Raw genomic sequence first — 16,916 nt, 5'->3', positions numbered from 1 at the left:
CGCCACATGTGTTGCTAGTCAGTCGCGACCCCGTCCGATCTGCCCCCGGGCACGGCATAATCGTCGGGCCCCAGTTCCAGGTAACGGCGCAGGTAGTGCACCAGCACATAGAACGGGCCGGTATCGATGAGTGCAACCGCTGCCTTGAACAGGTAGTTGCTGCCTATCAGCACCAACAGGGCCTGGAAAGCGATGTCACCGCGCAGGAATGCCGCACCAAACGTAACGGTGATGACCATCACTGAGTCCACCATCTGGCTCATTAGCGTGCTGAAGTTGTTGCGAACCCACAGGTATTTGCCGCGGGTTACCCGTTTCCAGAAGTGGAACAGCTGCACATCGCAGTACTGCGCGGCGATGTAGGCGAGCATGGAGGCGAACACTGCGCCGGAGGTTGTCGCATAGATCAGCTGGTAGAGTCCGATGCTGTTGCTCACCACCTGGCCACTGGGCAGCGTCACCGGCTCCGCCAGTTGCAGAATCTGCCACGGCGGCATGGCCTCTGGCCCCACGGAGGGCATGGCATCGCCCAGGAACAGGACGAGCAGAATGAAGAAATTGAGCCCCAGGCCCACGCTGACCAGAAAGTTGGCCCGGGCGCGCCCATAAAGCTCACAGACCAGGTCTGTGCAGAGGAAAGTGAGCGGGTAGGGCAGCACACCCACGGCCAGTGCCATGGGCCCGAGCTGGATAAACCGGGTGATGCCGATTACATTCAGCAGCGTCATCGCACAGAGAAAAATGCCGGCCAGGACCAGGAAAACCCGCTCCCGGCGCTCCCACACGGTGACTGCGGCGGTCATGTCAGGCTTCCTTCTGTCCCAGGTTGGCGTGCAGGACGGCACCGTTGATCACCGGGTTGCCATGCGCCCACACAATCAGCTCGGCGATTTCACCCGGGTCGATCAGTCGGCCATAGGCATTCATGCCGCCGATTGCCGCAACCACCTCGGGGTTGTTGCCGATATGCGTGCGCAACATCTCTGTGTCGGTAAAGCCCGGGCAGATCAGCGCTGTGTGAATGCCCGTGCCCATCAAGTCCTGGCAGCTTGCCCGCATCATGCCGAGTTGGGCGTGCTTGCTCAGCACGTAGCTGAAGGAGCCGGCGACCGCTTTCTCGGACAGCGTCGAGCCGATATACAGCAGGCTGGACCCCGCTGGCAGCGCAGGTAGCAGCAGCTGGTTGACGCTGTTCAGCGCCACGACGTTGGTTTCCAGTACCTCGCGCAGGCTGTCGCTGCTGCAGTGGGAAACTGCATCCTTGCGCATCTGGCTGGCATTGTGCAGCAGGCAGACGGTTTCGCTGTCTTTCACGACCGGCAGCAGGGTGCTGCAGGCGGCGTTAATTGAGGCGTCGGAGGCGAGGTCACAGGCGATATTTTCGACGCCGTCTTCCGGGCAGGCGCGTCGGGACAGATTGTAGACGCGGTAGCCGAGCGCCAGAAAGCGTTGCGCCGCGGCGCGGCCAATACCAACGCTGGCGCCGGTGATAATTGCAGTGTGCATGGATTTCCCCCTGGAATATCGCTCACCGGGGTGCTACCCCGATGGTCGTGTGCATTCGGTAATACGCAGGCGCCCGCAATTCAGTTTGCGCTGTGCCTGGCCAGCGCCATTGTGCATCACCGGTCCAGCCTTGCCTATTCTGCGTAGAGTCGTGACAATGTTTCAACGTCAATCGGCTGGAAGTATCTCATGGAGCGTTTGACCACGCTGTACATCGACAAAGAGAGCCACAAGTTTTCTGCGGCTCATTTCACTATTTTTTCGGCGACCGAGCGCGAACGCTTGCATGGCCACAATTATTCCGTGTCGGCGAAGATTGTCGCCCCCATGGGGGATAATGGCTTCGCCGCCGACTACAACGTCTACAAGCGTCGCCTGAAGTCGCTCTGCGATGCGCTTGACGAGTACCTGGTGCTTGCCGGCGATTCGCCCTATCAGCGCATAGAGGATGCGGAAGACTACTACCGGGTGCATTTCGCCCGCGAGGAGATGCTTTTTCTCAAGGCTGATACCCGCGTGTTGCCCTTGCGCAATGCGACGGTGGAAGAGTTTTCCCGCTATCTGCTGCAGCAGTTGCTGCTCGCCTCAGAGGGTGACGACCTGCGGGAGGTGGAGCTGTGCGTCGCCTCGGGGCCGGGGCAAAAGGGCTGTGCCTGCTGGCACAAGCCCTGAAGCCGTATCAGGCCGCGATACCGCTGTGGCGCAGCAGGGGCTCTACGTCCGGTTCGCGCCCGCGAAACGCCACGAACAGTGCCATGGCGTCTTGTGAGCCACCCGCTTCCAGAATGTGTCGCCGGAAGTCGCTGCCGGTGAGGGGGTTGAAAATACCTTCCTCCTCAAACCGCGCGAAGGCGTCGGCAGAGAGCACTTCGGCCCATTTGTAGCTGTAGTACCCTGCAGCATAACCGCCGGCGAAAATGTGGCTGAACGCGTGCTGGAACCGGTTTTCTGGCACTGCCGGAATTACGGCGACCTGCGCGCGCACAGCATCCAGGGTGTCCTGTACGGTGACGCCCGTCTCGCCCCAATGCTGGTGGAGCTGGAAGTCAAACAAGGCGAACTCCAGTTGCCGCATCATCTGCATGCCTGATTGGAAGTTGCGTGCCGCCAGCATTTTATCCAGCAGTGCCTGGGGCAGAGGCTCCCCGGTTTCCACGTGGCCGGAAATAAAGGCCAGCGCCTCGGGTTGATAACACCAGTTCTCCAGAAACTGGCTGGGCAGCTCGACGGCATCCCAGGCGACACCGTTAATGCCGGATACCGAGGCCACATGCTGCTTGGTCAGCATGTGATGCAGGCCGTGTCCGAATTCGTGAAACAGTGTAACCATTTCGTTTTCAGTGAGCAGCGAGGGCTGCTCACCCACGGGGGCCGTGAAATTGCAGACCAGGTAGGCTACCGGCAGCTGCAATCCGGTATCGGTCACGCGGCGCACGCGACAGTCGTCCATCCATGCGCCACCCCGTTTGTGGCTGCGGGCATACAGGTCGAGATAGAAGCGCGCCAACGGTTCACCATCCTGTTGAATCTCGAACAGGCGCAGGTCCGGGTGGTAGCTGTCGAAATCCTGTACTTCGTCCACGGTGACGTTATAGAGCCGTTGTACCACCGCAAACAGGCCGCTGAGTACGCGCTCCACCGGCAGGTAGGGGCGCAACTCTTCCTGCGCAATGCTGAAGGTGCGCTCACGCAGTTTTTCGCTGTAGTAGGTGACATCCCAGGGTTTGAGTTGCTCGATGCCGTGCTCGCTGGCGGCAAACTGGCTCAGCTCCTGCCACTCTGCTTGTGCCTGGGCGCGGGAGCGCGCTGCCAGCTCGGTGAGGAATTCGACGACGCGCTGTGGGCTGTCGGCCATCTTGGTCGCCAGGGAGCACTCGGCATAGTTTGCGAAGCCCAGCAGGCGGGCAAGCTCCTGGCGCAGGTCGAGAATCTCGTCCATCAGCTGTGTGTTATCGAACTGGCCGCCGTGCGGGCCAATGTCCGATGCCCGGGTAACGTTAGCCAGATAGACTTCGCGGCGCAGCTCCCGATCGTCGCAGTAGGTCAGTAGCGGCAACACCGAGGGGAAGTCGAGCGTGAGCAGGCAGCCCTCCAGGCCGCGTTCCTCTGCCGCCTGAGTGGCGCTGGCGAGTGCCGAGGCGGGCAGGCCCTGCAGCTGCTCCGCGCTAACCTGTTTGCTCCAGGCGTTGGTGGCGTCCAGCACGTTGTCGCTGAACTGGCTGCTGAGTTTGGCGAGCTGCTGCTGTATCTCGCCGAAGCGTGCCTTGCCCTCCGGGGGGAGGGCAACGCCGGCCAGCGTGAAGTCGCGCAGGGCGTTGTGCACCGCCTGCTGTTCGGCCTGGCCGAGAGCGTTGAAGTCCTCGCCTTCTGCCACCTCGCAGTAGGCCGCATACAGGTCCGCGTTCTGGCCCACCCAGGTACGGTATTCGGAGAGCAATGGCAGGCAGGCCTTGTAGGCGGTGCGCAGCGCCTCGCTGTTGAGGACGCCGTTCAAGTGCCCAACAGGGGACCAACACTGCGCGAGCTCGTCATCCATAGCTTCAATGGGGGCCATCAGCGACGCCCAGGTGCGCGGCCCCGGTTGCGCGAGCAGCTCATTGAGTTGCGCCTTGTGGCGCGTAATCAGCGTGCGTATGGCCGGCTCCACATGCTCGGCGCGAATGGCGGAAAAAGGCGGTAAGAGGTTCTTTTCCAACAGCGGGTTGGTCATAATCCGGGGTTTTCCTGACGAATGTATGCATAGTTTAACGGATAGTGGTGGGTAGACGGAATGAAAGAGCCAGCGAACAGTTGTTTGTGGGCGATTGCCCTTGCGGTAACGTTACTTGCACCCCCAGCGGGCGCGGCCAGCGCTGATCACTTCAGTGCCAAGGATGTGTTTCAGTTGGCTTGGGCGACCTCGCCCCAGCTTGATCAGGAGGGGCGTCGCCTGGTGTACCTGCGCCACAGCATGGACATCATGCGTGACCAGCCGCAGAGCAGCCTCTGGCGCATGAATATTGACGGCAGCGAGCATCGCCCGGTGGTGACGGGCCCTGACTCGGTCAGCTCGCCGGCCCTGTCACCCGCGGGTGACCGCGTGGCCTATTTGCGTCGCGACGACATGGGCGTGCAGCTGTTCGTGAGCTGGCTGGATTCCGCACAGACCGCACAGCTCACGCGCTTGCCCTGGGCGCCCCAGGGTTTGACCTGGTCCCCGGACGGGGAGTGGCTGGCGTTCCGCATGCTGGTGCCGGCACCTGCGCCAGCGGTGGAAGACATGCCCGCCGCCCCGTCCGGTGCCCAGTGGGCGGCGGCGCCTGTGGTGGTAGACCGCACGGTGTATCGTGCAGATGGCAGTGGCAGCAAACCCCACGGCTTTGAGCAGGTGTTCGTGCTGCCTGCTGCCGGTGGCAGCCCGCGTCAGGTGACGCACGGTGATTTCAACCACAAGGGGGCAGTTGCCTGGGCGGCCGATGGCTCGGCGCTGTACCTGTCTGCCAATCGCCATGCCGACTGGGCAATGGATACCCAGAATACCGAGCTGTACCGGGTTGATCTGCAGTCCGGCGTCATAACGCCCCTGACCGATCGTCAGGGGCCGGACAAGCACGTCACCGCATCGCCAGACGGGCGCTGGCTGGCGTGGACCGGTTGGGACGACAAGGGGATGGGGTATCACCGGGACCGGCTCTACGTGATGAGTGTGGCAGGCGGGCAGCGCCGGGAGTTGCTGCCGGACCTCGATCGCAGCATCGAGCAGCCCCAGTGGTCCGCCGATGGCAAGCATATCTTCTTTTACTACGACGATCGGGGCGACACGCATCTCGCCATGACCGATCTCAAGGGCCGCATGCGCATCCTTGCCCGCGATCTCGGTGGCAAGCAGCTCGGTCGTCCCTACGCGGGTGCTGATTATGCGGTTGGCGGCGACCACTTTGTGTATACCGCGGTGACCCCGCAGGCACCGGCAGAGTTGAAGTCCGGGCGTGTCGGCAGTGAGCGCATGCGTACGCTCACCACACTAAACAGCAATCTCCTGGGCTACCGCACCCTCGGCGAGGTACGCGAACTGACCTATCCGTCCTCGTTTGACGGACGTGAGATTCAAGCCTGGGTGGTCACCCCGCCGGATTTTGACCCGCAAAAGCGCTATCCGTTGCTCCTGGAAATTCACGGCGGGCCGTTTGCCAACTACGGTCCGCGCTTTGCCGCCGAGTTGCAGCTGTTTGCGGCGGCCGGCTACGTCGTGCTGTATGTGAATCCACGTGGCAGTACCAGCTACGGCGAAGAGTTTGCCAATCTCATCCACCACAACTATCCGGGCCAGGATTACGACGACCTCATGTCCGGCGTTGATGCGGTGATCGCTGAAGGCTATGTGGACCCGCAGCAGTTGTACGTCACAGGTGGCAGTGGTGGTGGCACACTGACAGCGTGGATCGTCGGCAAAACCCAGCGCTTTCGAGCGGCAGTGGTGGCCAAGCCGGTGATCAACTGGGCCAGTTTTGTGCTGACGGCGGACCTGTCGCCCGTGTTTGCGCGCTACTGGTTTGGGGAGATGCCCTGGGAAAACCCCGAGGCCTACTGGCGGCGCTCACCGCTGTCCCTGGTCGGCAACGTGACAACGCCTACCCTGTTGCTGACAGGCGAGGAGGACCTGCGTACGCCCATGTCGGAAACCGAACAGTACTACCAGGCGCTGAAACTGCGTGGTGTTGAGACTGCGATGGTGCGGGTTCCCGGCGCATCGCACGCCATCGCCCGTCGTCCCAGCCAGCTCATCGCCAAGGTGACGGCTATTCTCGGTTGGTTTGAACGCTACTCGCCCACGCCGGTGGAATGAGAGCTCATTCGTCGTTCGGTTCGCGCCGCTTTTTCATCAGTGGCGCGAAACCGTCGTTCGTCGGCCAGACGCTGGTTGTCTTGCGCGGCTTGCCTTTTGCCTTGCTGTCGCGGGCGCGTACTTTCTTCTTTGCAACCGGCGCCTTTTTCTTGCTGCCGCTGGCTTTGCCTGACGACTTCATCTTCTTCGGCCCTGCGTAGCGCGCTTTCAGGCCGGCCAGGGCGCGCGGTTCCATGGTGATGTTCAGGTAGCGCTGTATGCTGATCATGAGGTTCCAGTCAGCGGCGGTCACCAGCGAGATCGCGGTACCCTTGCTGTCGGCCCTGCCGGTGCGTCCGGTGCGGTGCAGGTAGTCGTCGCCACTGCGCGGCAAGTCGTAGTTGATGACCGTGTCGATACCCTGAATATCCAGCCCCCGGGCAGCGACATCGCTGGCGGTGACGGTGCTGACGCCGCCCTGCTCAAAACGCGTCACGATCGCCTTGCGTTCCTCGGTGCTCATTTCGCCATGCAGGCACCCCGCGCGCAGGCCGTGGTGGCGCAGAAAATCCGCCAGGCGTGACGCCGTGCTGCGTTTGTTGGCAAACACCAGCTGCTTGCGGCCGCTGTCCTGCAGCAGTGCGAGCAGCAGCTTGTCCTTGTGTTCCTGGCTGTCGGCCAGGATGCGCTGGTGGTGAATACTTTCGTGTGCGCTGCGGATGTCGCCGCAGCTCACAGCAACCGGGTCTTGCTGCAGGGCGGCGCTCATATCACTCAGGCCGCGGGCGTGCAGCGTGGCAGACAGGAGGAGCGTCTGGCGCTCGGCGGGGCAGAAGCCGGCAATTTTCAGCACGTCGTCGCGAAAGCCCAGGTCGAGCATGCGGTCTGCTTCATCAATGACCAGCACTTGCAGGCCGCGCAGATCGGCGCTGCCATGCTCGCAATGCTCCAGCAGCCTTCCCGGCGTCGCGATGACCACTTCCGGGTTCTTGCGCAACAGGGATTTCTGGTATTTGAAGTCGGCGCCCCCGGTGAGGGCATCGGCACGCAGTGTGCTCTTGCCCAGCAGTTGGCGTGCCGTTTTCAGCACCTGGCGCGCAAGCTCCCGCGTGGGCACCAGGACCAGCAGCAAAGTGCCGCCGTCAGTCGGGAGCGGTGCCTGTAGCAGGCGCTGCAATCCGGGCAGCAGGTAGGCGAGTGTCTTGCCGCTGCCGGTCGGGGCGCTGACACGCAGGTCACTGCCGCTCAGGGCGAGCGGAATAACATCCTTTTGTACGGCCGTCGGCTTGCCGAAGCCGAGGTCTTCCAGTGCCAGTTGCAGGCTGCGGTCAAGGGCAAGATCTTCTAACACATGGGTAGTCTCAGGCTGCGGCGCCGGTCTGTCGCCGGCGCAGGTGAAGGCGCGCAGTGTAGCATGCCACGGGCCAATACCCGACCGCGTGACCGCAGGCAAACTTCCGTTTCCCTCAGTGGGCTTGTTTGGCACACTAGTGATCCACACAGGGCAAGCAGATGGTTGTATGAATACACAGTCAGTAAAGGCAGTGCGCATTGAGCACACAGGTGGGCCCGAGGTCATGCAGCTGGTTGATGTTGAGCTGCCGCCACCGGGGCCCGGCATGGTGACTGTGGCTCAGCGGGCCATTGGACTGAACTTCATTGATACCTATCACCGCAGTGGCGCCTATCCCATCCCCTTGCCCAGCGGGTTGGGTATGGAGGCTGCCGGCGTGGTGACTGCGGTGGGGGAAGGCGCGGAGTTCGCCGTGGGTGACCGCGTGGCCTATTGCTCTGCCCTGTTTGGTGCCTACGCCGAGGCGGTGAATCTGCCCTCTGCGCGACTGGTCGCCATACCTGAGGGCATCGATTTTGCAACGGCTGCGGCAGCTTTGCTCAAGGGCCAGACAACAGAGTTTCTGTTGCAGCGGGTGTATCCGCTGCAATCTGGCCAGACCTGCCTGTTTCATGCGGCGGCGGGTGGCGTGGGGCTATTGTTTGGACAATGGGCGAGGAGCCTGGGTGTCAACGCGATTGGCACTGTCAGCTCAGAGGCGAAAGCGGAGCTCGCTCAGGCTCAGGGTTACACCCACGTGATCAATTATGCGCGGGAAGACGTAGTCCAGCGCGTACGGGAGCTGACTGACGGGCAGGGCGTGCCGGTCGTCTATGACGGCGTAGGTCGCGATACCTTCGACGCATCGCTGGCCTGTTTGCAGCCGCGGGGCATGCTGGTGAGTTTTGGCAACGCCTCCGGCAAGCCGGCTCCGCTGGATGTGCAAACGCTCGCCACCCTGGGGTCGCTGTATGTGACGCGCCCGACGCTGCTGACCTACACCGCTACCACGGAGCAGTTGCGGCAGTCGTCCGCCGCTGTGTTCGAGCGATTGCTGGCGGGCGTATTGACGGTGACGATTGGCCAGCGCTACCCGTTGGCTGACATTGCACGCGCCCATCGCGACCTCGAGGGGCGGGTGACCTCCGGTTCGACGATTGTACTGCCATGAGCATGCCGCCGGGCCCCGATGCCGGTAACACGGTACTGCGTGGGGAGCTGGTCAGGCTGGAGCCACTTACCCAGCAGCATGCCCAGGGGTTGTTTTTGCGCGGCTGTCACGCACCGGACTGGGCATTCATGCCGCGCGGCTGCTTTATCGATCTGGCGGATACCCGTCACTGGATCGACGAGGCCACCCGTGCGCCCGGTGAGCAGGCCTGGGCCATTGTCGAGAACGCTAAAGGCAAGGTGGTGGGCAGTACACGCTATCTGAACATGCTGCCGGAGCATCGCAGCCTGGAAATTGGCTGGACCTGGCTGGGCCAGGAGTGGCAGCGTACCGGGGTGAACACCGAGGCCAAACTGTTGCTGCTGCGTCACGCTTTTGAGCGCCTGCGGTGTTTGCGGGTTGAGTTCAAGGCGGACGCGCGCAATCTGCGATCACAGCGTGCGCTGGAGCGTATCGGCGCCATGCGCGAAGGGGTGCTGCGCAAACACCGTATTGTGCAGAACGACTTTTCCCGGGATTCGGTCTACTTCAGCGTGCTGGATACCGAGTGGCCGGCAGTCAAGCGCCGCCTGGCACAGCTGCGTGAGGGGCGCTGAACCGCGCCCGTTTCACTGCACCATTTCGTTTTCACTGAAACGGCCCTCGAACAGCGCCGCACTCAGGTAGCGCTCGCCTGAATCCGGCAGGATCACCACCACCATCTTGCCGGCATTGGCAGGCTCCCTCGACACGCGATCAGCTACGGCCATCGCCGCGCCACAGGACACCCCGGCAAGAATGCCTTCCTGTTGCATGAGCTTGTGTGCCCAGGCCATGGCGTCGTCGTTGCTGACCTGTTCTACGCGGTCGACCATGGCCAGGTCCAGGTTGCCGGGCAGAAAGCCGGCACCGATGCCCTGGATCTTGTGCGGTGCGTGGGTAGGTTCGGCGCCGGCTTTGGCCGCGGTAATCACCGTTGTGCTCGCAGGCTCGACGGCTACGGTTTGTATGGCCTTGCCGGCACTGCCCTTGATGTAGCGGGAGATTCCGGTCAGCGTGCCGCCCGTGCCAACGCCGGCCACCAGGATATCGATTGCGCCCTCGGTATCCTGCCAGATTTCCGGCCCGGTCGTGCTCTCGTGAATGGCCGGGTTGGCCGGATTCTCGAACTGTCGTGCCCCCCAATAACGGCCGGGCTCGGAGGCAATGATTTCCTCGGCCCGGGCGATCGCGGCGGGCATGCCCTTGCTGCCGTCGGTGAGGATGATCTCGGCGCCGAGTGCCTTCATCAGTTTGCGCCGTTCCAGGCTCATGGTGTTGGGCATCGTCAGGGTGCAACCGTAGCCGCGAGCGGACGCCACAAATGCCAGGGCGATGCCGGTGTTGCCGCTGGTGGGCTCGACAATGGTCATGCCAGGTTGGAGGCTGCCGTCACGCTCCGCCGCCAGCACCATGCTTGTGCCGATGCGACACTTCACCGACATCGCCGGATTCCGGTTCTCCAGCTTGGCATAGACGTTGCCGGTGCTTATATGGTTGATACGAACCAGTGGTGTGCCGCCAATCGTTTCCGAGTTGTCGTTGAAAATACGTCCCATCGGTCGTGCTCCTGAAAGGGGGTCAGCTGCGAGCAAGGGTAGTCAACTGGCCTGTCGCTGTCCATGGGTCGCCTTGCGGCAGCGTCGGCTGTCATACCCCCGTCATCTGGCTGTCATGCAACCGTCACGGTTTTATCTTTTAATGGCGCACCCTATAATCGGGCCGTTATATCCATGAGGCCGCCGCCGGCGGACCGTGGCACACCGGGAGAGAGCATTGGCCGCAGGTTCACTGAATCAGGGCAGCGTTGCAGGAAAGTGGGTGGCCGGTGCGCAGCGGCTGCTGGCGATGCTGGCAGAGCCGAGCGGTGTACGCTGGTTGCGCCGGGGTGTGCTGGCAGTCGCGGTATGCTGGTTGATGGCGGCATTGGCGCAGTTGTTCTGGGCGCTGTTCCCTGCAGCGCCTGCAACCGCGTTGTCGGGTGGTGTCATCAATCCCCCGGCGGAGGCAATCTCAGCGTCCGGCGAGCGAACACCAGTCGACATTGAGGCACTGCGTGGCTGGGCGCTGTTCGGTGAGCCCGGCGCTGGATCCGTGATGGAAGAGGTGGCCCCACTCCCCAGCGAGGCGCGTGCAGCCCGCGAGGGTATCGAGCGAGGTGCCCGGGAAAGCCGACTTGAGCTTACCCTCCGTGGCATCATCGCCTTCAATGCGGCCGGAGAGGGGAGCGCGGTGATTGAGTATCGCGGCCGGCAGGCAATTTATTCCGTGGACGACGAGTTGCCTGTCGGCGGCAATGTAGTGCTGGCCAAGGTAATGCCGGAGCAGGTGGTTCTGGACAATGGCGGCACCTACGAGCTTCTGCGGCTGTACCCCCCAACCGAGCTTGATGCGCAACTTGCGGGGCGGCGCGCAATGGCGACCGGTAACACCCGCCCCGCTCCGCCCGCGGCCGCCGTCATCGATCGGCGCACCGACGCCGAATCCGCAGCGCTGGCGGCGAGCTATCGTGACCAGCTGTATGAGGATCCCCAGTCACTGGCCGATCTGGTGCGCATCAGCGCGGTGCGCGAGGAGGGCGCCCTGCAGGGCTATCGGGTGACACCGGGACGGGATCGGGCGCAGTTCGAGCAGCTGGGATTTCGCCCCGGTGACCTGGTGCTGGCGGTGAATGGCCTGTCCCTGTCAGACCCGGCAAACACCATGCGGCTCTACCAGGCCATGCGCGCCGCAAGCGAGGTCTCATTCGAGCTACTGCGCGCCGGTGAAGCGGTGGCACTCAGTGTGAGCCTTGATGCTGCGTCGACGGATCGGTGATAGAGTCACGGCTATTCGGTTGAGGACATAAAATCAGTGAGAACCATGTTGCGGGCACTGCGAGTACCGCTATTTTATCTGCTGGCTGCCCTGTGGGCAGCTGTCGCGAGCGCCCAGGATTTCACGGTCAATCTGAAAGAGGCCGATATTCAGGAGCTGATCAAGTTCGTGGCGGAGGCGACCGAGACCACGATCGTGGTGGACCCGGCAGTCAAGGGCAAGGTCAAGGTGGTGTCCTCCAAGCCGGTGTCGCGCACCGAGCTCTATGATCTCTTCCTGTCCATACTGGAAGTGCATGGTTACACCGCAGTCCGCTCCGGCGGCGTCGTGCGGGTGATACAGAGCAAAGACGCCCGCTCGGCACCGGTAACGGTGCGCGACGACGAGGGGCGGCGCGGCAATGACGAATACGTCACCCAGGTCATGCGCCTGAAGAACATTTCCGCCGCCAAGCTGATACCCGTGCTGCGACCCCTGGTGCCGCAACAGGCGCATATGGCGGCGTATGCACCGAGCAATGCCATTATCATTTCGGATGTGGCCTCCAACATTGATCGCATCGCGGCGATCATCGAGCGCATGGACCGCACGGCAACGCAGGAGACCGAGGTCATCAAGCTGCGCTATGGCGTTGCTGAAGACGTGGTGCGTATGCTCGACCAGCTCAATACCTCAGAGGCGCAGCAGGGCAATGAGGTTGAGGTCATGCTGGTTGCAGATGCGCGCACCAACAGCGTGTTGATCAGTGCCGATGAGCTGGAGCGTGCGCGCATGACGCAGCTGATCCGCTATCTCGACACGCCTCTCGAGCAAAGCGGCAACGTAAAGGTGATCTACCTGGAGTACGCCAAGGCGGAGGACATCGCCGAGGTGCTGACCAAGGTCATGCAGAACATTGGCCGGGTGGATGCAGGCGAAGCGGGGCGCGCCCAGCGTGCGGCTGAAACCAGCGCGACCATCGAGGCCGACGCCAATACCAATGCCCTGATCATTACTGCGCCGACTGACAAAATGGCCGCGCTGGAGGCGGTTGTAGCGCGACTTGATATCCGCCGCGCGCAGGTGCTGGTAGAGGCCATTATCGTCGAGATGGAAGTGCGCGACGGGCAGGATCTGGGCTTGCAGTGGCTGTTTGCCAACGACAACGGTTTTTTCGGCAGCAGCATCAGTGCCGACGATGCGCGGGCGCGACGTATAGCCGGGGCCATTCTGCCGGAAGATGGCGGGGACGGGACCGATAGCGGCGTGACCACGGGTGACTTCAACGTGGGCGCCCTGGCGGGCGCGCTGGCCCAGTCGCCGGGGGTTTCCCTGGGCTGGGGCGTGATCGACGACAATCTGTCGATGACCGTCATTCTCAACGCCCTGAAGGAAAAGTCCAACGCCAATATTCTGTCAACACCCAGCCTGCTGACCCTGGACAATCAGGAGGCCTACATCACCGTGGGCCAGAACGTACCCTTCGTCACTGGCTCATTTACCAGCACCGGGACCGGCGATGGCGCGCAAAACCCGTTCCAGACCATTGAGCGGGAGAACGTGGGCATTACGCTCAAGGTGACGCCCCACATCAACGAGGGAGACTCTGTGGTGCTGGATATCTCCCAGGAAGTCTCCAGTCTCAGCAACACCTCCGTGGTGTTGCAGGCGTCTGACCTGATCACCAACGAGCGCGTACTGCAGACCAAGGTGTTGGCGGCGGATGGACGCGTTGTGGTGCTCGGTGGCCTGATCAAGGATGATGTGCAGGACGCCAGCCAGAAGGTGCCGTTGCTCGGTGATATACCGCTGCTCGGGCGCCTGTTCCGCAATGATGCGGTACAGGTCATAAAAACCAACCTGCTCATTTTCATCCGTCCCACGATCATTCGCGATGACGAGCAACTCGCTGGTGCCACCGCGGACAAGTATCGCTACATCCGCGACCAGCAAGTGCTGCGCCGCGAGCGCGGCCTCATGTTCCTCGATGATAGCAGTGTGCCGGTGCTGCCCGAGTGGGAAGAGCAGATCCGCCAGTTGCAGGAAATCCGCGACGAGTCGGGTAACACGCCGGCGGCTGTGGAGGCCGACTGATGTCCTCCGCGGAGGTCGCGGTGCCCGAGCCGCCGAGGGCAAACCTGCCCTTCGGGTTTGCCAAGCAGTTTGGCGTGCTGGTCGATAACCGGGCGCAGGGTGCGGTGCTCGTGCATCGTAGCCCTCTCGAGGCCCCGTTGTTGCTGGAGATTCGTCGCTGGCTGGGCGCCCCGTTCGAATGCGAGACGGTGTCGGATGCCGAGTTCCAGCGGCGCCTCTCCCGCGCCTACCAACGCGACAACAACGCGGCGGTGCAGATGGCGGAAGACATCAGTGCCGATGTCGACCTCAGCCGTCTCGCCGATGAAATACCGGACGCGGGCGATTTGATGGACGCCGAGGACGATGCGCCCATTATTCGCCTGATCAACGCCATCCTGTCCCAGGCCGTGCGTGAGCAGGCCTCGGACATCCATATTGAGACCTTCGAGGACCGGCTCAGCGTGCGCTATCGGGTGGATGGTGTGCTGGCGGAGGTGCTGTCCCCGAAGCGGATGCTGGCGCCGCTGCTGGTGTCGCGGCTGAAAGTGATGGCGAAACTGGACATCGCTGAAAAGCGGGTGCCCCAGGATGGCCGCATTTCCGTGCGCATAGCCGGGCACGCCATTGATATCCGCATGTCGACCATGCCCTCTGCCCACGGCGAACGCGTGGTGCTGCGCCTGCTGGACAAGCAGGCCGGGCAGTTGGAGCTGCGGCAATTGAACATGAATGAGCAGGTGCTGCACAGTTACGAAAAGGCCCTGCGCAGTCCACACGGCATCATCCTGGTAACCGGCCCGACGGGGTCGGGTAAAACCACAACGCTGTACGCCGGCCTGTCGCATATCAACCAGGCCACGCGCAACATCCTCACCATCGAAGACCCGGTGGAATACATGCTGCCAGGGGTGGGGCAGACGCAGGTCAATCCCAAGGTCGACATGACCTTCGCGCGCGGCCTGCGGGCTATTCTGCGGCAGGACCCTGACGTGGTGATGGTGGGCGAGATTCGCGATCTGGAAACGGCGGAAATTGCGGTACAGGCGTCCCTCACCGGGCACTTGGTGCTCTCCACGCTGCACACCAATACTGCCATCGGTGCAGTGACGCGTCTGCAGGACATGGGTATTGAGCCTTTCCTGCTGTCATCAAGCCTGATTGGCGTGATGGCCCAGCGGCTGGTGCGGTTGCTTTGTCGCGACTGCAAGGAGCCCCATCAGCTGGCAGATTCCGAGCGCACGCTGCTGCGACTCTCTGCGGATACGACTACAGCGGTCAGTGTCTATCGGGCCAAGGGCTGCGAACAGTGCAATTTCGGTGGCTACCGCGGTCGCACCGGCATTTACGAATTGATCGAGGTGACGGATGCGCTGCGCCTGATGATTCACGAGGGCGCGAGCGAGCAGCAGATGCTGCTCGAAGCGCGCAAGCACTATCCGGGGATTCAGGAGGACGGTCGCCGGCGCATCCTGAGCGGTGAAACCAGCATCGAAGAAGTGCTGCGCGTCACCGCTGTCACCTGAGCCGATAGGCGCTTATGACCGCATATCGTTACCGGGCACTGGATGCCAGCGGCAAGCTGGTCAAGGGCGTACTGGAAGGTGATTCCGAGCGCCAGGTGCGCGGCCAGCTGCGCACGCAGAAGCTGCGCCCGGTCGACGTTGCGGTGGCAAACCGCCAGGCGGAGAGCAAGCCGCGTTCAGGCTGGTCGTTTCTGCAGCCGCGTATCAGTGTCGCTGAACTGGCGCTGGTGACCCGGCAGCTCGCCACCCTGGTGCAGTCCAATTTGCCGCTGGACGAATGTTTGCAGGCAGCCGCCGAACAGAGCCGCAAGGGCCGCACGCAGGGGCTGCTGTTGCAGGTGCGCTCCAGGGTCGCCGAGGGTCATACGCTGGCCTATGCCATGGGTGAGTTCCCGCTGGTGTTCAACGAAATGTACCGGGCCATGGTCAACGCCGGGGAGCACGCCGGTTTTCTCGGCCCGGTGCTGGCGCAGTTGGCCGATTACAACGAACAGCGTCAGTACACCGCGCAAAAGCTGAAAATGGCCATGATCTATCCGTTTATCCTGATCGCCGTGGCGCTGGCGGTGGTTGTGGCACTGATGATTTTTGTCGTACCCGAGCTGATCGGCATTTTTGCACACACCAATCGCGAGTTGCCGCTGCTGACCCGCGGCTTGATTGTCGCCAGCGATTTTTCGCGCGATTACGCGCTGTGGGTGCTGGTGGCCTTGGTGTTGTTGGTGTTCGGGCTGCGGCGCTGGCTGCGCCAGCCTCAGCGTCGCCGGCGCTGGCATGCCCTGTTGCTGCGCGTGCCCGGTTTTTCCCGGCTGGTGATAGCGATGGACACGGCGCGTTTTGCCTCGACCCTGAGTATTCTCATGGCCAGCGGGGTGCCCCTGCTGGAGTCGCTGCGCATTGCCGGGCAGGTGTTGACCAATCTGGTGCTGCGGGAGGACAGTGCCCGCGTGGCCGAGCGGGTGCAGGAGGGAAGCAGCCTGCACCGGGCGCTGCGAGAGAATGGCCGGTTCCCGCCGATGATGGTGCACATGGTGGCCAGCGGCGAAGCCAGTGGCGAACTGGAGACCATGCTGGCGCGTTCGGCCAGCAATCAGGAGCGCGAACTGGAAATGACACTGGGAACACTCATGAGCCTGCTCGAACCCTTGCTCGTGGTGTTTATGGGCGGCATGGTGTTGGTCATTGTCATGGCCATTCTGTTGCCGATTTTTGATCTCAATACGATGGTGCGATAGTGATATGAAATTGCCGACTACAGCAAGGCGGACGCACAGCGGTTTCTCGCTGGTGGAAATTCTGGTGGTGCTGGTGATCATGGGGCTGCTGATCAGTGTCGTGGCACCCACGGTGCTCAACCGGGCGGATGAAGCGCGCATCCAGAAAGTTCACGCCGATTTCAAGGCGATCGAGACTGCGCTGAAAATCTATCGGCTCGACAACTACGTCTATCCCACCACCGAGCAGGGCCTTGATGCGCTGGTCGAGGCGAGCAATCTCGACCCGCAGCCACGTAATTTCAAAGACGGCGGTTACCTGCCGGAAGTGCCGCTGGATCCCTGGGGACGCCCCTACCTGTTCCTGAGCCCGGGCGAAAATGGTGAAGTGGATATTTACAGCCTTGGCGCCGATGGCCTGTCGGGTGGCGAAGGCCAGAACGCCGATATTGGCAACTGGAAGGAACGGGACTGA

The 16,916-nt window shown here is 62.5% G+C and carries 14 protein-coding genes; 9 read left to right on the top strand and 5 right to left on the bottom strand.

What is annotated here, in order from left to right; all coding sequences use genetic code 11:
- Nucleotides 1-14: 14 nt before the first annotated feature.
- Both EGJ68_RS14630 and EGJ68_RS14625 read right to left on the bottom strand, forming a co-directional pair.
- Complete coding sequence (locus tag EGJ68_RS14630) at nt 15-803, bottom strand: queuosine precursor transporter (protein WP_123035283.1); 789 nt, start codon at nt 801-803, stop codon at nt 15-17.
- A gap of 1 nt (nt 804) precedes the next feature.
- The gene (locus EGJ68_RS14625; RefSeq protein WP_123035282.1) at nt 805-1,506 is read right to left on the bottom strand and encodes an SDR family oxidoreductase; all 702 of its coding nucleotides are present in this window, start codon (nt 1,504-1,506) and stop codon (nt 805-807) included.
- Between the two features lie 189 nt (nt 1,507-1,695).
- Between EGJ68_RS14625 and EGJ68_RS14620 the strand changes: the two genes are divergently transcribed.
- Entirely contained in the window at nt 1,696-2,178 is a 483-nt protein-coding gene (locus EGJ68_RS14620) for a 6-pyruvoyl trahydropterin synthase family protein (RefSeq protein WP_123035281.1), read from the top strand.
- A 7-nt stretch (nt 2,179-2,185) separates the two neighbouring features.
- On the opposite strand, the gene prlC is transcribed toward EGJ68_RS14620, so the two are convergent.
- Nucleotides 2,186-4,216, bottom strand: a complete 2,031-nt coding sequence (prlC, locus tag EGJ68_RS14615; RefSeq protein ID WP_123035280.1) for an oligopeptidase A — start codon at nt 4,214-4,216, stop codon at nt 2,186-2,188.
- A 60-nt stretch (nt 4,217-4,276) separates the two neighbouring features.
- Between prlC and EGJ68_RS14610 the strand changes: the two genes are divergently transcribed.
- Entirely contained in the window at nt 4,277-6,331 is a 2,055-nt protein-coding gene (locus EGJ68_RS14610) for an alpha/beta hydrolase family protein (protein ID WP_123035279.1), read from the top strand.
- A gap of 4 nt (nt 6,332-6,335) precedes the next feature.
- Here EGJ68_RS14610 and EGJ68_RS14605 read toward each other — a convergent pair whose 3' ends face one another.
- A complete protein-coding gene (locus EGJ68_RS14605; RefSeq protein ID WP_123035354.1) occupies nt 6,336-7,661 on the bottom strand; it encodes a DEAD/DEAH box helicase in 1,326 nt (441 codons plus the stop codon).
- Between the two features lie 169 nt (nt 7,662-7,830).
- On the opposite strand from EGJ68_RS14605, the gene EGJ68_RS14600 reads away from it, so the two are divergent.
- Nucleotides 7,831-8,814, top strand: coding sequence for a quinone oxidoreductase family protein (locus EGJ68_RS14600; RefSeq protein ID WP_123035278.1), 984 nt, complete (start codon nt 7,831-7,833; stop codon nt 8,812-8,814).
- Nucleotides 8,811-9,410, top strand: a complete 600-nt coding sequence (locus EGJ68_RS14595; RefSeq protein ID WP_199228058.1) for a GNAT family N-acetyltransferase — start codon at nt 8,811-8,813, stop codon at nt 9,408-9,410. Before EGJ68_RS14600 ends, EGJ68_RS14595 begins: the two co-directional genes overlap by 4 nt.
- A 12-nt stretch (nt 9,411-9,422) precedes the next feature.
- Here EGJ68_RS14595 and cysK read toward each other — a convergent pair whose 3' ends face one another.
- Nucleotides 9,423-10,391 (bottom strand): cysteine synthase A, encoded by a 969-nt coding sequence (gene cysK / locus EGJ68_RS14590; RefSeq protein ID WP_123035277.1) that lies wholly within the window; start codon nt 10,389-10,391, stop codon nt 9,423-9,425.
- 217 nt (nt 10,392-10,608) lie between these two features.
- Here cysK and gspC point away from each other — a divergent pair, with 217 nt between their 5' ends.
- Genes gspC through gspG form a run of 5 tightly spaced genes read left to right on the top strand, consistent with a single transcriptional unit; the run spans nt 10,609 to nt 16,916 of the window.
- Nucleotides 10,609-11,649 carry a type II secretion system protein GspC gene (gspC, locus tag EGJ68_RS14585; protein WP_123035276.1) on the top strand — a complete coding sequence of 347 codons (1,041 nt, stop codon included), beginning with the start codon at nt 10,609-10,611 and terminating at the stop codon, nt 11,647-11,649.
- A 45-nt stretch (nt 11,650-11,694) separates the two neighbouring features.
- Entirely contained in the window at nt 11,695-13,722 is a 2,028-nt protein-coding gene (gene gspD, locus EGJ68_RS14580) for a type II secretion system secretin GspD (protein WP_123035275.1), read from the top strand.
- Nucleotides 13,722-15,227 (top strand): type II secretion system ATPase GspE, encoded by a 1,506-nt coding sequence (gspE, locus tag EGJ68_RS14575; protein ID WP_123035274.1) that lies wholly within the window; start codon nt 13,722-13,724, stop codon nt 15,225-15,227. Before gspD ends, gspE begins: the two co-directional genes overlap by 1 nt.
- A gap of 14 nt (nt 15,228-15,241) precedes the next feature.
- On the top strand, nt 15,242-16,462 hold the full coding sequence (gene gspF, locus EGJ68_RS14570) for a type II secretion system inner membrane protein GspF (RefSeq protein ID WP_123035273.1): 1,221 nt from the start codon (nt 15,242-15,244) through the stop codon (nt 16,460-16,462).
- A 4-nt stretch (nt 16,463-16,466) separates the two neighbouring features.
- Nucleotides 16,467-16,916 carry a type II secretion system major pseudopilin GspG gene (gspG, locus tag EGJ68_RS14565; RefSeq protein WP_123035272.1) on the top strand — a complete coding sequence of 150 codons (450 nt, stop codon included), beginning with the start codon at nt 16,467-16,469 and terminating at the stop codon, nt 16,914-16,916.

Source organism: Haliea alexandrii, assembly GCF_003719295.1.
GTDB classification, from domain to species: Bacteria; Pseudomonadota; Gammaproteobacteria; order Pseudomonadales; family Halieaceae; genus Haliea; species Haliea alexandrii.
The sequence above is the reverse complement of the archived record's forward strand: the minus strand, read 5'-3'. Positions and strand labels throughout refer to the sequence as shown.

Bases quoted from the DNA above. Each gene is read 5' to 3' on its own strand.
- EGJ68_RS14630 (WP_123035283.1), bottom strand. From the start codon at position 803: ATGACCGCCGCAGTCACCGTGTGGGAGCGCCGGGAGCGGGTTTTCCTG.
- EGJ68_RS14625 (WP_123035282.1), bottom strand. From the start codon at position 1,506: ATGCACACTGCAATTATCACCGGCGCCAGCGTTGGTATTGGCCGCGCC.
- EGJ68_RS14620 (WP_123035281.1), top strand. From the start codon at position 1,696: ATGGAGCGTTTGACCACGCTGTACATCGACAAAGAGAGCCACAAGTTT.
- prlC (WP_123035280.1), bottom strand. From the start codon at position 4,216: ATGACCAACCCGCTGTTGGAAAAGAACCTCTTACCGCCTTTTTCCGCC.
- EGJ68_RS14610 (WP_123035279.1), top strand. From the start codon at position 4,277: ATGAAAGAGCCAGCGAACAGTTGTTTGTGGGCGATTGCCCTTGCGGTA.
- EGJ68_RS14600 (WP_123035278.1), top strand. From the start codon at position 7,831: ATGAATACACAGTCAGTAAAGGCAGTGCGCATTGAGCACACAGGTGGG.
- EGJ68_RS14595 (WP_199228058.1), top strand. From the start codon at position 8,811: ATGAGCATGCCGCCGGGCCCCGATGCCGGTAACACGGTACTGCGTGGG.
- cysK (WP_123035277.1), bottom strand. From the start codon at position 10,391: ATGGGACGTATTTTCAACGACAACTCGGAAACGATTGGCGGCACACCA.
- gspD (WP_123035275.1), top strand. From the start codon at position 11,695: ATGTTGCGGGCACTGCGAGTACCGCTATTTTATCTGCTGGCTGCCCTG.
- gspE (WP_123035274.1), top strand. From the start codon at position 13,722: ATGTCCTCCGCGGAGGTCGCGGTGCCCGAGCCGCCGAGGGCAAACCTG.
- gspF (WP_123035273.1), top strand. From the start codon at position 15,242: ATGACCGCATATCGTTACCGGGCACTGGATGCCAGCGGCAAGCTGGTC.
- gspG (WP_123035272.1), top strand. From the start codon at position 16,467: ATGAAATTGCCGACTACAGCAAGGCGGACGCACAGCGGTTTCTCGCTG.